Genomic DNA, 12878 nt, shown 5'->3' with positions numbered 1-12878 from the left:
TTGCGTTGTGCCTGCGACTGGACTCGAACCAGCACATCCATAGGAAACCACCCCCTCAAGATGGCGTGTCTACCAATTTCACCACGCAGGCAAAAAAAAACCGTCACGTCGTTAAAAAACGAGACGGAGTTATTTTGCTTGTGACCCGGCTGGGATTCGAACCCAGGACCCATACATTAAAAGTGTATTGCTCTACCAGCTGAGCTACCGAGTCGGTCACCACTAAAACTGTCGAATTGTATTCTTGTTTTAGAGTGGTGCAAAGATACTTCTTTTTTTAAAATCTCAAAATTTTTTTGGAACTTTGTGCAAAATAAAAATATGATCATTTCACTCATCGGGTATATGGGAAGCGGCAAATCTCACATTTCCAAAGTTTTGAGCCAAAAACTGAACCTAAAATTAATTGACCTTGACAAGGAAATTATTTTGAAAAATAAGATGTCGATCCCTGAAATATTCGAAAAAAGAGGAGAAATCTACTTTAGAAAAGAAGAAAGAGCACTTTTAGAAGAAATTTTAAATACTGAAAAAGAATGTATTTTAAGTTTGGGTGGAGGTACACCGTCTTATTACAACAATATTGATCTCATCACCCAAAAAAGTGAAAGCATTTATTTACGCACTTCTGTGGGAACGCTCACTGAAAGATTACTGAAGCAAAAACAAAAACGTCCTCTTATCGCCAAAATTCCAGATGAGGATTTACCAGAGTTTATTGCCAAACATCTTTTCGAAAGACAGGTTTATTACGGTCAAGCAAAATTTACCGTTGGTACAGATGCAAAAACGCCGGAGGAAATTGTGACCCAAATAATATCCGTTATCTAATCTTTGTCAGAATCATCGACTTCACTGAAAAACAAATCCCAGTCACCGTTCTCCATTTCTGAATTGCCATCTGTCACCACAAAGCCATCAATATCCCGGCGGTCTTTTTTGGTTGGCCTGCCTTCGCCTTTATTTCGGTAATGTTCTTGGCTGAGCTGGCGCAGTTTCATCAGTTCGTACTGTTCCTTCTCGGTTTTGTCTTTAATATGAAGCGGAACTAATTTGGCTCCTATTCTACTTTTAGGGATTTGTATAATTTGAAGCTGCAAGTCGATCTGGTTTTTTCGAATTTTGATGATATCACCTTCTTTCACCTCTCTGGATGATTTTACAGTTTGACCTGCGAGTGATACTCTGTTCTTTTTAATTTCGTCAGCGGCAATGCTTCTGGTTTTATAAAAGCGAACACACCATAAAAACTTATCTATTCTCATATTTTATTTATACTTTTGCTGAATTAAATAATTTTAGCAATTTAATGATAATATTAAATATGAAAAAAACATTTTTGTTTCTTGCCCTGGCGTCAATCGCAATTACTTCTTGTAGAAAAGATGACGTAGAAGAGCTTGCTCCCGAAGTAAGTATAGAAACCCAAAATAGTTACGATAATGAAGCTGCGCAAAAATTCTTAGAAACTCACGCATTTGATTCAAAAGGAAACTTGAAGGATTATGTAGCGACCGATACCACTCTAGTAAAATTAGCCAGTTTAAGTCCGATCACTCTTCCGTCTGGAGTTATTTATGTGGTAAGACCAGGTGCACAACCTTCACCAGGAACCACAATTGCAGGTACAGACATTTTAAGATTAATGAGCACTTCTGTGACTTACATAGCGACGAATACTGATAGTAAGATTGCCTTTACTTCACCTTACGTTTTCAAAAATACGATTGCCGGCTCTGGGATTCCAGAAGTGGATCCAGCGTATTTCAACGTAAAACAATCTGTTTTAGACAATGCTACGGGAGACTTGGCAAAACAAAGAGGTTTTTACGAAATTGAAGGTTTTAAAGAAGCTTTGCAGAAGTTTAAAGCTTTTAACATTCCAGACGAGAGCAACTATAATTTACAAGGCGCAATCATTGTTCCTTCGCGTGCAGCGTTTGCGCGTGATGCTCACTTCAACTACAGTGGTATTTCATTTAAAGACAGAAGTTTTGTTTTTAGCTTTCAGGTGTATAAAAACACTCCTAGATAAAAACTAACTTTCATTAAAATATAAAGTTCCTTTTTTCAAGGAACTTTTTTTATGTTTAAAATTCAATAAGTCTATTCGAAAATTTGGCGAACCACTGCTAATGAATTTGGAGTGTAAAATCCTGTAAGGTGAAATTGGCAGTAAATCATCAACGAGTCCAAAAATGAGCTTCTATCGTTTCGTTTTAGACGGATTTGATATCCATCAGCGGTTGTCAAGAATTGTTTCCATAAAAAAGAGATATCCTCGTTAAAAAAACTATGAGAAATTTCATTTTCAAAGAGACCACTTTCCGGATTGAGGAATTTTTTATCTTCGTACAATGGTGTAACTCCAGAAATCGCTAAAAATTTAAAAATAAAGACCAGATAAGCATCATAATTTTGAATACTTAATTCTTTTCTTATTATTTCTATCTCATTAAAAATCGTTTGATTTTTACCCTCTTCCCTTAAAACTTGGTGTAAAAAATCTGCGATGAAAAACAACACAGCATTCATAGCCACCTCTTCCACATCAAAATAATCAGGAGCCAGTTCAATCTTTGAAATACGGGCTATTTTATTTTCTGGAACCACTTTGGAAATGGTAATACTCAATAAATTTAAGGGGAAAAGATAAGGCTTCTTTTTATTCCTCGCGGCATAAATACCTTTTGCAAAAAAACTTTGAAAACCATTTTCCAAGGAAAAACAATGTAATATTGCATCATTGTCACCATACTTTAAATAAGAAAGAAGAAAGCAGCTTTGTGTATGCATTAATTCACTACAGCAATTTTAGCAGTCGCAGTATCTGTACCATCTTCATTGGTCATCAAGACGAAATAAATGCCGGACGCAACACGCGCACCGCGATTGTTAGCAAGGTTCCACTCATAAGATCCACCTCGCGCTACGGATTGACGGACTAAGTTTCCAGCTGCATCAGTTATTCTAATATTTGTTTTAGCTGCTAAACCACGAATTCTTACATTACCCTTGTATTGCGAATAAACAACTGGATTTGGGTATACCAGAACGTCGCCGAAGTTTTCGGTAACTTCTAAAACATCACCCTGGTAAACAACGACTCCATCTAAAGTCACGAAATATACTTTACCCGTTTTGCTATCAACTTTAATATCAGTTACACTATTGGTCGGTAGTGGTGAATTAGCTTTGGTAAATTGATTTAAGGTTTTCTCTCCGTTTGAACTTAGGTAGAAGATACCACCGTCATCGATAGAAATCCATTTTTGATTTCCTTGATCAACCTCAATCTGCAAGATATGGCTATCTCTGAAAAGCTCTTCACCAGTTCCGTTTTCTTCAATTATAATGGATTCAGCTTGAGGATTATCTTCATCGATCGCAGCGGATGGATTTTGTAAAATTCTCAGACCCCCTTGAGTTCCAATCCAAAGATCATCATTTTTATCAATTGTAGCAGAAACTACTTGATCGGAGGGTAAATTATTTACTTTCTTTATTATTTTGAAACGGTCATCACTTAACGAAGCTGGTGTATTTTTATAATCATATATAAGTAATCCACCATTCGTACGTGGTGCTGGAAGATAAAGAATTCCCGAATTTGCAAAAGGTTTTTGCACAGAAGTGCCAGAAACAACGTTAACTAACGAAAATGCATCGATGCTTGAATTATAAAGATAAAATCCGATTAAAGCATCATTTTTGGCACTAGATACAAAAAGTTGATTATTGTCGTCAAAAGTTAATCCACCAAATCTATTGAAAAACGTTCCAACTTTTTCATAATTTTTTACAAATTCATTATCGTTCATACGATAAATACCCATGTTATTGTCTACGAAGGTGTAATTAACAAAAAATATTTCATTTGCTTTTACAGGATTAATAACGGCATCTAAAACATTTAACGGTCCCTGAAAACCTTTAAAATATTCCGGATAATTCCATTTAATTCCATCAAAATGGTAGTAACCTAGATTTCTGTAGATCGGAGCATTGTAGGCATCTCTACCCCCAGATGAAAGTACAATTTGCTGTCCTACAATATCAATTTTATAGGACGTATTACTGTAAGGTCCATCAGGTTTCAAAACCTCTCCATTTTCGTTTTTAATTCCAGAAAACTTGGTTCCTGCATAAATCTTCGAATTCGAATAATATCCAGTATTTACCGCTTCTTCAACTACATATGAATTGACCGCATTTCCTGTTAAATCAAAAACATAAACCTTCGAAACATCTGCGACGACAATATTTTGTGACGTGATCACAATATCCTGAACAGTCGAAAAACTTTGTGGAAGTTTAGTAAATGTAGAACCTGTTCCAAAAAAAACTTGATTTGCATTTGAATACGCAATCACATTTCCCTGCGCGATCTGGGTCAGATTTCCACCTGCAACCGTATCCCAAGTTGTATAGATCGGAAAAGTAACATTCATTTCATGCCTTTTCAATCCAGTTGCAGTTACGGCGTAAACAAAATTATCTTTGATTACAGCTTCTTTCGAGGCTTCGTAAATACCACCATTAATAAAAAACGCAGAATCGCCAAACTCTTTCAAATCTAATCTAAAAATTGAAACACCATATCCAACGGATATCACGGCCTTGTTATCGGTAATCGAAATATGATTAATTTTCTTGTCACCCATATAACCGGTTGCGATTGGGATATCGACAACATAAGTAATACCTTCTGGAGTAATCACATCCATCGACCCATTTTTATAACCGACCAAGCCGATCTTGGTTACTGGATTATAATCAAAGGCAGAAATTTTCACTTCATGCAGCCCATTTGCTTTGGACAATTTTTTAATTTCTCCTGTCGCCGGAGTATAGAAAAATATTCCATTTTCTGTGGCTGCAATCAATTTTCCATTGTCTTCCCGAATCGCTAAAACATTATTGTACGAAAATAAATCAGACCATTTGGACGATGAAATATTTTGCGCAAATAAATTTATTGAAAACACAAAAAGTAAAAATGGAAGTAATTTTCTCATACGATTACACTAAAATGCTATCATCTATAACTTGATTGTTCCATGAAATATTTTTCACGTTTTTATTTTTGTCGAAATAAAAAGTAATTTTTCCTAAAAGCAATCCGGCCCAACCAACTTGGTTGACCAAAACATTCTTGCCACTTTTATTACTGAAAGACTGTGGTTCAGGTAAAAAAGTATGCGTGTGTCCGCCCAAAATCAAATCAATTCCGTCTGTATTTGCGGTCAAAATTTTATCTGAAATTTTCTTAGGATCATCCCGGTAATCATATCCGATATGAGACAGACAAATGACCATATCACATTTCTTCTCATTTCTAAGGAAGTTTGAATAATGCTGGGCAATTTCGATCGGATCCAAGTATTCTGTTTCGCCGTAATCTTTCTTACCAACCAAACCTTCTAACTTAATTCCTACTCCAAATATTCCTACTTTAATCCCGTTTTTGTTGAAGATCTTATACTTTTCAGTTTCACCGTCTAAAATGGTGTTTTTAAAGTCGTAGTTAGAACAAAGAAAAGGAAACTTTGCCACAGGTCTAACTTTCTTGAACCCGTGCAAACCATTATCGAAATCATGATTTCCCATCGTGGAAGCATCATAACCCATCATCGACATTAACTTAAATTCAAGTTCGCCACCAAAAAAATTGAAGTACGGCGTTCCCTGAAAAATATCTCCAGAATCAAGCAAAAGAACATTGCTTTCCTGACTGCGGATTTTCTGAACTAAAGCTGCTCTTCTTGCAAAACCACCTTGATTGGGATTTCTGGTATAACTTGCATCGAAAGGTTCAATTCTACTATGTTGATCGTTGGTATGAAGTATTGTTAGTTGATTTTCCGACGCCAGTTTTAAAGCAGAAAAGTCTTCAGCCATTAATAAATTCGGAGCCAAAGCCATTGCCAATGTTCCACCGCCAAGAGTTCTTAGAAATTTTTTCCTATTCATCGGTTTTGTTTTTTTTATTTTTAAAATTAAGGCGCATATCGGTCGGAACCTTTACTTCTGGATTAGCAATAAATTTTTCTAAAAACAAATCACGCAATTTAATTCCGGTTGGCATTAACTCCCCTTTTTTTAAGTAATCCATATTATCACCACCTAAAGCCAAATAATCGGAGGTCGCAATATAATAGGTTTTATTAAGATCAATCGGTTTTCCGTCAATTAATTGATTGGTAATTTTATCTTTATCGGTCTCGATTATAAGATGCGAAACAGGATTGTTTTTCAGTGTTTTTAAATAATAGTCGAAAAGACCTTGCATATCTGTGCCTTTCATTTTAACAATGATGACTTCATTTTCGAAGGGCATCACTTCATAAATATGTTTTGTTAAAATATCGCCCGCTCCAATATTTGTTCTGATCCCACCGATATTGATTATTGCGGCATCTACTCCATCAACAATTCCATTCTTTTTTGCCCAGGCATCAGCGCCTTCAAAAGTGTAGTCGGCCAGCAAGTTTCCTAAATCACTATTGTCGCCTCTCTTCGTTAAATCTACCGCAGTGTGTGAAATCTTATTGTTCATTTTGCCTTCCAATTCAATTTTGTAAGGTTCAATAATATTTTTAAAAGTTTGATCTTCGGGTAAATCTTGAGAAATAGAAATGTTTTTCTCGGTCTGAACATTGGCTACATTTAACGGCGCTCTACACGAAATAATCGATAAAAATGCTAAGCCGGAAATCAGATATTTTGTCTTCATAGTCATAAAATCTATTCTTGCAAATATAAAGATATGAATACAAACTAATCCTCTATTTTAATAAATTCTTGTATTAAATTTCGTATTTTTGAAACATTAATTTTATAAAAATGAGCAATTTAAAAGGACTGGGTGTGGCACTTGTTACGCCTTTTAATGAAGATTTATCCGTTGATTTTGATTCTTTAACCAAATTGGTAGAATTTAATATTGAGAACGGCACTAATTATTTAGTCGTTTTAGGAACGACAGCAGAAGTAGCGACACTTTCAACGGAGGAGAAAAACGCAGTCATTCAACATATCATAAAAGTTAATAATAAACGTTTGCCATTGGTTTTAGGCATTGGTGGAAACAACACGATGGAAGTAAAAAGACAGATCGAAGAAGCTGATCTAACTGCCTTCGAAGCGGTACTTTCGGTATCTCCATATTATAACAGACCAAGTCAGGAAGGACTTTATCAGCACTATAAAATGCTGGCAGAAACGGGCAAAAAAATAATCATTTACAACGTTCCTTCAAGAACCGGACAAAACTTAGAAGCGTCGACTACTTTAAGACTCGCCAAAGATTTTCCGACTTTATTTATGATTAAAGAAGCTGGACCGAACATCAACCAGTATTTTGATATTTTACGTCAGAAACCCGAAAACTTCAACTTAGTTTCTGGCGATGATGAATATACGCTACCTGTAACTTTAGCAGGCGGAAATGGAGTTATTTCTGTTATTGGACAAGGATATCCAAAAGAATTTTCGACCATGTGTCAGTTGGCGTTTGATGGAAAAGTAAAAGAAGCTTACGAAATTCACAATAAAATGGTCGAGATCACAAGACTGATTTTTGCAGAAGGAAATCCAGCGGGAATTAAAACGATTCTAGCTGAAATGGGAATTCTGAAAAATTATGTAAGATTGCCATTAGTAGTTGCAACTGAAGGATTGCAGGATAAAATTAAAGCTGAAATGGCAAAAATATAATTGCACTTTCTAAAATAAAAAAAAGGACTCTTTTCGAAAGAGTCCTTTTTTGTTAGATGAATTAAGGAGCTAATCAGCAACCACCTTCACCAAAGATTTTATCTGAATTAACTGTTCCAAAAGGTCTTCACGAGAATCAGCTAAAACATTGATATGTCCCATTTTTCTACCAGGTTTTGTTTCCGTTTTTCCGTATAAATGAACGTAAGCATTTGGTAATTTCAAGACATTTTCTAAACCTTCGTATTTTACTTTTCCGGTATGGTTTTCCTCACCAACCAAATTTAACATTCCAGAAAAACGGAAGGAAGAAGTTTCTGCCAAAGGAAGATTTTTCAAAACACGATAGAATTGCTCAAACTGAGAATTGGCATTTCCTTCTTGGGTTTGATGTCCCGAGTTATGCAAACGAGGTGCAGTTTCATTCACCCAAACTTTTCCGTTTTTATCCAGGAATAATTCGATAGCGAATAAACCTTCAGAATTTGCCGCTTTCATGAATTTCTCAGCAATAACATCAATTTGATCTTGCACCTCAGCAGAAATCTTAGTTGGACAAATATTGAAATCCAGCAAATTCAATTTCGGATCAGCGACCATTTCCGTAACAGGAAAACTTTTGATTTCACCTCGTTCATTTTTAGCGATAATTAAAGAAAGTTCCTTGTCAATTTCAACCAAATTCTCTAAAACGGAAGGTTCGTCCCACATTTTAGCGACATCACTTTCAGATTGAATGACCTGAACGCCTTTCCCATCGTACCCGCCCGTATTTAATTTCTGGACGAAAGGAAAACCTATTCTAATTTCCTCTTTTAACGACTGAATAATCTGAAAATCAGGACTTGGGATTTGATGATGTTTATAAAATTCCTTCTGTAAAATTTTCTGCTGAATAATTTTAATAATACTAGAATTCGGAATGACTTTGATTCCTTGCTGCTCTAATTCTTCCAATGCTTCTGCATTTACATGCTCAATTTCAATAGAGACGACGTCTTTGTCTTTTCCGAAATTTAAAACATCTTGCTTGTCATTAAAATTTCCCTTCGTAAAAACAGAAATATTTGCACAAGAGCAATCTGCATTCGGATCGAGTACGTGAATTTCATCATCATATTTTAAGGCGTCTTGAATCAACATTCGTCCAAGCTGTCCGCCTCCTAAAATTCCTATTTTCATTTTTATTTACTTTATTTTACTCATCGCTAAGTAGCCGATAAATGTGTGATTCTCCTGATTCTCGACCTCTGTTTTTTCTAAAACCATTGAATACTTTTCTTTCATTTCCTGAGGTAGAATATCGTTTACTTTAAAAATATCATCAATGTCAACGCCATATTTATCATCGATATGGCTTTCCGCATTTTTAAATCCCATGGTTTTATAGAATTCAGTTTTCTTTGCTTTTTTGATAATTTCCGCCATTGATTTGCCAACCATTAAATACTGATGATGAAGTTCCTCAAACCGTCCTTTCTCGTATCCACCAAGATTAATAAAAAAAAGGTGTTGGTCAGAAATTGCTGAATTCTTCTCTACAATTTTCAATTCAAAACCATCGACAAACTTCACTTCCTGATAGCCATCGATATGAATTTTACCTTTTGCTTCTGGCCAAAACTTTTTCATTGCCGGAATTAAATCCTTCAACGTTTCTGCAATACCGAAAAAAATATCGTGTTGCTCAGTATTTCTGCCTGCTGGTGTAGCACCAAGAATGATATAAAATAGTTTCATCGTTTGGAAAAAACAAAAATACGGTTTAAATAAATTCTATAAAATTTTATGTTTCAATTTTTCGTAAAAGATTGCAAATTCTTACATTTGTAAAATGTCAGAAATACTAATTCTGTTCTTCGGAGCTATTGCTGCTGGATTACTGGGATCCTTAACTGGATTAGGCGGCGGTGTTGTCATCATTCCATTACTCACTCTTGGCTTCGGCGTACCAATGCATTATGCTATTGGCGCATCACTGATTTCGGTGATCGGAACTTCTTCTGGATCTGCGGTCGCTTTTGTAAAAGAAGGCTTTACCAATGTCAGGATCGGCATGTTCTTAGAGATCGCCACTACAACTGGCGCAATTGTCGGTGCTTTAATTTCCGGAATTTTAAATCCTAATACCATTGGGATTATTTTTGCGAGCATTTTAATAATGACCGTTGTTTTAAATTTACGAAAAAAGCCAGATCACCAGGAACCTTTAATCGAAGGCAGTTTAGAACATAGGCTTCAATTATTCGGAACTTTTCCGGACAAAGGAGTGGTCAAAGAATATTCCGCCAGAAATACAGTTTCAGGTTTTTTTATGATGGTATTTGCTGGAGTGATGTCCGGACTTTTAGGAATCGGATCGGGAGCTTTGAAAGTTTTGGCCATGGATAACATGATGAAACTGCCCTTTAAAGTTTCTACCACGACGAGTAATTTTATGATTGGCGTAACTGCGGTAGCAAGTTCTCTGATTTATTTTCAGCGTGGAGAAATTATTCCGGTCATTGTAGCTCCCGTTTTAATCGGTGTTGTTGTAGGAAGTTTCATCGGTTCGAAAACTTTGATTGTTTCCCAAACTAAAAAATTGAAAGTCGTATTTGCCGTGGTCGTTGGGATTCTATCGATTTATATGATGTACAATGGCATTAACCATAATTTTAAATAGATGAAGAAGCATTTTACAGATATCGACCTGAACCGTTCCGTGGGAAATCTTCTTCGAATCGGTGTACTATTATCGGTGATCACTTCGTTTTTCGGCTTCATCAAACTATCGCTGGAAGGTTTTGAAATGCCGAAAGATTATGCTTCCTTAGAAATTACAGATGATAATATTTGGCAAAGTTTCTGGACTTCTTTGATGAAATTTGAAGGAATGGCGATTATTCAGTTGGGAATTTTATTATTAATTCTCACGCCTTTGGTTCGAATTATTTTTGCGCTCGCTGGATATATTAAAGAGAAAGATTATACTTATGTCGTCGTTTCGTTAATTGTTCTGGGGATTATGCTGGTGAGTTTCCTGATGGGATTTGCACATTAAAACTCGAAATTCCTATCAAAAAATCGTCTATTTAATTGCTACAGAAAATTCAGATTTAAATTAATTAAAAGATAAATTCTTTAAAACAGCTCCGGCTTTTAATTCCGTTTCCTGCCATTCTTTTTCAGGTGAACTGTCTGCGGTTATTCCTCCTCCAACATACAGTAAGGCGGCATCCTGAAAAATTTCAGCACATCTTAAGTTGACAAAATATTGAATGGTTTCATCGGTTTCAACTTTAATATAACCGGCATAGAAATTTCGCGGATGATCTTCAAATTCTGAAATAGCTTTCTTGCAAAATTCTTTTGGAAATCCACAAACCGCGGGAGTGGGATGCAATTCTGAAATTACTTTCTCTAAGTCGCTTCGCTGAATTTGAGCTTTAAAATCCGTTCGTAAATGTTTGATATTCCCTGATGGATGATCGTAAGTTTCAGATTGCTGTACCTCCGTTGAATAGTCTTTTAGGATCGCAGAAATATAGTCGGTAACAGGTTGTTGCTCTTCCAGTTCTTTCCTGGTCCAGTCTTCTTCAACAGAAGTCGTTCCGGCTAAACTCATGGTTTCAAATTCAGAAGTTTTCTTGTTAAATTTTCCCAGAACTTCCGAAAATGCGCCTATCCAACATTTCTCATTTTGAATAAAAACATACACAAAAGCGTTTGGATACGCTTCGCATAGATTTAAAAAAGTATGAGTTAAATTTATTTCTTGAGATTCAAAATCAACCAATTTAAGTCGAGAAATAACCAGTTTAGAAAGCTCATTTTCTTTAATAAAATCAATGACTTGATGAATTTTATTTAAATAATCTTTTTCAGCTTCCTCTGTAAAATTTGATAATTTTAAAGGAATTCGATTGGAAGGAATTTCATTTTCTAAAAATTCAGCTAGAGAAACAGCTTTTATATTCCCTTTAAAATCAATTTTTTCCAGCTGATCAAAAGAAACGAAGCGAATAGAACTTTGTCCTACTCTATTATCAGTTGTATAGATCTGGTCAGAAAAAGGATATCTGAAATACAACATGAATTCTACTTATTTGCGTGGAATAATATTATTGGTCATCGTCGTATGATTGATGAGCGTTCCTTTTTCATCGCGAATCTCTATTTCAGAGACATGCATGGTATTTCCTTTGCGAATGAACCTAGCGGTTCCAGTAACGATTCCTTTCTTTACACTGCGTAAATGATTAGAGTTGATATTGGTTCCAACCGGTGCATATTTCTCGGTATCAACATGCAGAACCGATAAAGAAGATCCTAAGGTTTCTGCCAAAACGCAACTTGCGCCACCATGCAAAATACCATAAGGCTGATGAACTTTTGCAGTTACAGGCATGGTCGCCGTCAACGTATCATCGGTAACATCTGTAAAAATAATATCTAAAGTTTTGCCTAAGGTTTCGCCACCCCAAGTATTTAATTTTTCTAATATCTGTTCTTTGTTTTCCATTCTTCTACTTTAATCTTAAAGCTAATAAATTTTTGGGTTCCAATTTTCAGGAACTTTTGGAGTTCTGTGGGTGTAATATTCTTCGAGTTCCGCCATGATATCTTCATAGCTTCTGGTTTCTAAATCTTCAATAGAGATTTTTTTACCTAAATAGATAATCTTCTCTCTAAAATCACCAGAGGCAATTACGATAGGAACTTTCGCAGCCAACGCCATATGATAAAATCCTTTGCGCCATTTCGGTACCCAACTTCTAGTTCCTTCGGGCGTAATGACCAAAGAGAAATCTTCTTTTTTAAATAGATTGGTAACGAACTTCACCAAATCATTTTTCTGAGACCGATCGATCCCAACACCGCCCATCGCTTTGATCAAAAAGCCGTACCACGCTTTGGTATGCTGATCTTTTATGATCACTTTCAACGGTTTACCAAGAGACCAATAGGCAAAGTTGCCCAACATATATTCTTCATTGGCGGTATGCGGTGCAACAACCAGAATGCAACGGTCGAGGTTATCGACATCGCCTTCCAGAACTACTTTCCAGCCGACAAGCTTGAGCATTAATTTACCGAATAGTTTTTTCATAAAGTTGAAAATTGGGTATTGAAAACCAGTGTTTTTAGAAAGCATTAAACAAAAAAGTATAACCAAC

The 12878-nt window shown here is 35.7% G+C and carries 15 protein-coding genes and 2 tRNA genes; 5 read left to right on the top strand and 12 right to left on the bottom strand.

Annotated elements, in window-relative coordinates; all coding sequences use genetic code 11:
* Positions 1-8: 8 nt before the first annotated feature.
* Together ACEYOS_RS11275 and ACEYOS_RS11270 are read right to left on the bottom strand one after the other, a co-directional pair.
* Positions 9-91: transfer RNA gene (locus tag ACEYOS_RS11275), tRNA-Leu, on the bottom strand.
* A gap of 50 nt (positions 92-141) precedes the next feature.
* Positions 142-214: transfer RNA gene (locus ACEYOS_RS11270), tRNA-Lys, on the bottom strand.
* Between the two features lie 107 nt (positions 215-321).
* On the opposite strand from ACEYOS_RS11270, the gene ACEYOS_RS11265 reads away from it, so the two are divergent.
* Positions 322-831, top strand: coding sequence for a shikimate kinase (locus ACEYOS_RS11265; protein ID WP_373707779.1), 510 nt, complete (start codon positions 322-324; stop codon positions 829-831).
* Here the strand turns inward: ACEYOS_RS11265 and ACEYOS_RS11260 are convergent.
* Positions 828-1265 (bottom strand): RNA-binding S4 domain-containing protein, encoded by a 438-nt coding sequence (locus ACEYOS_RS11260; RefSeq protein WP_373707780.1) that lies wholly within the window; start codon positions 1263-1265, stop codon positions 828-830. The two genes, ACEYOS_RS11265 and ACEYOS_RS11260, sit on opposite strands and share 4 nt — an antisense overlap.
* Positions 1266-1324: 59 nt before the next feature.
* Here ACEYOS_RS11260 and ACEYOS_RS11255 point away from each other — a divergent pair, with 59 nt between their 5' ends.
* The gene (locus ACEYOS_RS11255) at positions 1325-2035 is read left to right on the top strand and encodes a hypothetical protein (protein WP_373707781.1); all 711 of its coding nucleotides are present in this window, start codon (positions 1325-1327) and stop codon (positions 2033-2035) included.
* A gap of 71 nt (positions 2036-2106) precedes the next feature.
* Here ACEYOS_RS11255 and ACEYOS_RS11250 read toward each other — a convergent pair whose 3' ends face one another.
* Genes ACEYOS_RS11250 through ACEYOS_RS11235 form a run of 4 tightly spaced genes read right to left on the bottom strand, consistent with a single transcriptional unit; the run spans position 2107 to position 6736 of the window.
* Entirely contained in the window at positions 2107-2796 is a 690-nt protein-coding gene (locus ACEYOS_RS11250; RefSeq protein ID WP_373707782.1) for a DNA repair protein RecO, read from the bottom strand.
* On the bottom strand, positions 2796-5018 hold the full coding sequence (locus tag ACEYOS_RS11245) for a T9SS type A sorting domain-containing protein (RefSeq protein WP_373707783.1): 2223 nt from the start codon (positions 5016-5018) through the stop codon (positions 2796-2798). The genes ACEYOS_RS11250 and ACEYOS_RS11245 overlap by 1 nt, the downstream gene beginning before the upstream one ends.
* Positions 5019-5022: 4 nt before the next feature.
* Positions 5023-5973: a bifunctional UDP-sugar hydrolase/5'-nucleotidase gene (locus ACEYOS_RS11240; protein ID WP_373707784.1), complete on the bottom strand. Its 951-nt coding sequence runs from the start codon at positions 5971-5973 to the stop codon at positions 5023-5025.
* Positions 5966-6736: a 5'-nucleotidase C-terminal domain-containing protein gene (locus ACEYOS_RS11235; protein WP_373707785.1), complete on the bottom strand. Its 771-nt coding sequence runs from the start codon at positions 6734-6736 to the stop codon at positions 5966-5968. The genes ACEYOS_RS11240 and ACEYOS_RS11235 overlap by 8 nt, the downstream gene beginning before the upstream one ends.
* 110 nt (positions 6737-6846) lie before the next feature.
* Between ACEYOS_RS11235 and dapA the strand changes: the two genes are divergently transcribed.
* Positions 6847-7719, top strand: coding sequence for a 4-hydroxy-tetrahydrodipicolinate synthase (gene dapA, locus ACEYOS_RS11230; RefSeq protein ID WP_373707786.1), 873 nt, complete (start codon positions 6847-6849; stop codon positions 7717-7719).
* A 69-nt stretch (positions 7720-7788) separates the two neighbouring features.
* On the opposite strand, the gene ACEYOS_RS11225 is transcribed toward dapA, so the two are convergent.
* A complete protein-coding gene (locus tag ACEYOS_RS11225) occupies positions 7789-8901 on the bottom strand; it encodes a 5-(carboxyamino)imidazole ribonucleotide synthase (RefSeq protein WP_373707787.1) in 1113 nt (370 codons plus the stop codon).
* A 6-nt stretch (positions 8902-8907) separates the two neighbouring features.
* Positions 8908-9459, bottom strand: a complete 552-nt coding sequence (locus ACEYOS_RS11220; protein WP_373707788.1) for a DUF1543 domain-containing protein — start codon at positions 9457-9459, stop codon at positions 8908-8910.
* Between the two features lie 94 nt (positions 9460-9553).
* On the opposite strand from ACEYOS_RS11220, the gene ACEYOS_RS11215 reads away from it, so the two are divergent.
* Complete coding sequence (locus tag ACEYOS_RS11215; protein ID WP_373707789.1) at positions 9554-10384, top strand: sulfite exporter TauE/SafE family protein; 831 nt, start codon at positions 9554-9556, stop codon at positions 10382-10384.
* Positions 10385-10762 (top strand): DUF1634 domain-containing protein, encoded by a 378-nt coding sequence (locus ACEYOS_RS11210; protein ID WP_373707790.1) that lies wholly within the window; start codon positions 10385-10387, stop codon positions 10760-10762. It begins immediately after the preceding gene.
* Positions 10763-10822: 60 nt separating this feature from the next.
* On the opposite strand, the gene ACEYOS_RS11205 is transcribed toward ACEYOS_RS11210, so the two are convergent.
* The 3 genes from ACEYOS_RS11205 to ACEYOS_RS11195 are packed head-to-tail and all read right to left on the bottom strand — an operon-like array spanning position 10823 to position 12811.
* Entirely contained in the window at positions 10823-11794 is a 972-nt protein-coding gene (locus tag ACEYOS_RS11205; protein WP_373707791.1) for a chorismate-binding protein, read from the bottom strand.
* A 9-nt stretch (positions 11795-11803) separates the two neighbouring features.
* On the bottom strand, positions 11804-12223 hold the full coding sequence (locus ACEYOS_RS11200) for a PaaI family thioesterase (protein ID WP_373707792.1): 420 nt from the start codon (positions 12221-12223) through the stop codon (positions 11804-11806).
* 21 nt (positions 12224-12244) lie between these two features.
* Complete coding sequence (locus ACEYOS_RS11195) at positions 12245-12811, bottom strand: 1-acyl-sn-glycerol-3-phosphate acyltransferase (protein WP_373707793.1); 567 nt, start codon at positions 12809-12811, stop codon at positions 12245-12247.
* Positions 12812-12878: the final 67 nt, after the last annotated feature.

The organism is Kaistella sp. (assembly GCF_041824135.1).
Lineage (GTDB): Bacteria > Bacteroidota > Bacteroidia > Flavobacteriales > Weeksellaceae > Kaistella.
The sequence above is the reverse complement of the archived record's forward strand: the minus strand, read 5'-3'. Positions and strand labels throughout refer to the sequence as shown.

Excerpts from the sequence above, each read along its gene's own strand:
- ACEYOS_RS11265 (WP_373707779.1), top strand. The coding sequence starts at position 322 with ATGATCATTTCACTCATCGGGTATATGGGAAGCGGCAAATCTCACATT.
- ACEYOS_RS11260 (WP_373707780.1), bottom strand. The coding sequence starts at position 1,265 with ATGAGAATAGATAAGTTTTTATGGTGTGTTCGCTTTTATAAAACCAGA.
- ACEYOS_RS11255 (WP_373707781.1), top strand. The coding sequence starts at position 1,325 with ATGAAAAAAACATTTTTGTTTCTTGCCCTGGCGTCAATCGCAATTACT.
- ACEYOS_RS11250 (WP_373707782.1), bottom strand. The coding sequence starts at position 2,796 with ATGCATACACAAAGCTGCTTTCTTCTTTCTTATTTAAAGTATGGTGAC.
- ACEYOS_RS11245 (WP_373707783.1), bottom strand. The coding sequence starts at position 5,018 with ATGAGAAAATTACTTCCATTTTTACTTTTTGTGTTTTCAATAAATTTA.
- ACEYOS_RS11240 (WP_373707784.1), bottom strand. The coding sequence starts at position 5,973 with ATGAATAGGAAAAAATTTCTAAGAACTCTTGGCGGTGGAACATTGGCA.
- ACEYOS_RS11235 (WP_373707785.1), bottom strand. The coding sequence starts at position 6,736 with ATGAAGACAAAATATCTGATTTCCGGCTTAGCATTTTTATCGATTATT.
- dapA (WP_373707786.1), top strand. The coding sequence starts at position 6,847 with ATGAGCAATTTAAAAGGACTGGGTGTGGCACTTGTTACGCCTTTTAAT.
- ACEYOS_RS11225 (WP_373707787.1), bottom strand. The coding sequence starts at position 8,901 with ATGAAAATAGGAATTTTAGGAGGCGGACAGCTTGGACGAATGTTGATT.
- ACEYOS_RS11220 (WP_373707788.1), bottom strand. The coding sequence starts at position 9,459 with ATGAAACTATTTTATATCATTCTTGGTGCTACACCAGCAGGCAGAAAT.
- ACEYOS_RS11215 (WP_373707789.1), top strand. The coding sequence starts at position 9,554 with ATGTCAGAAATACTAATTCTGTTCTTCGGAGCTATTGCTGCTGGATTA.
- ACEYOS_RS11210 (WP_373707790.1), top strand. The coding sequence starts at position 10,385 with ATGAAGAAGCATTTTACAGATATCGACCTGAACCGTTCCGTGGGAAAT.
- ACEYOS_RS11205 (WP_373707791.1), bottom strand. The coding sequence starts at position 11,794 with ATGTTGTATTTCAGATATCCTTTTTCTGACCAGATCTATACAACTGAT.
- ACEYOS_RS11200 (WP_373707792.1), bottom strand. The coding sequence starts at position 12,223 with ATGGAAAACAAAGAACAGATATTAGAAAAATTAAATACTTGGGGTGGC.
- ACEYOS_RS11195 (WP_373707793.1), bottom strand. The coding sequence starts at position 12,811 with ATGAAAAAACTATTCGGTAAATTAATGCTCAAGCTTGTCGGCTGGAAA.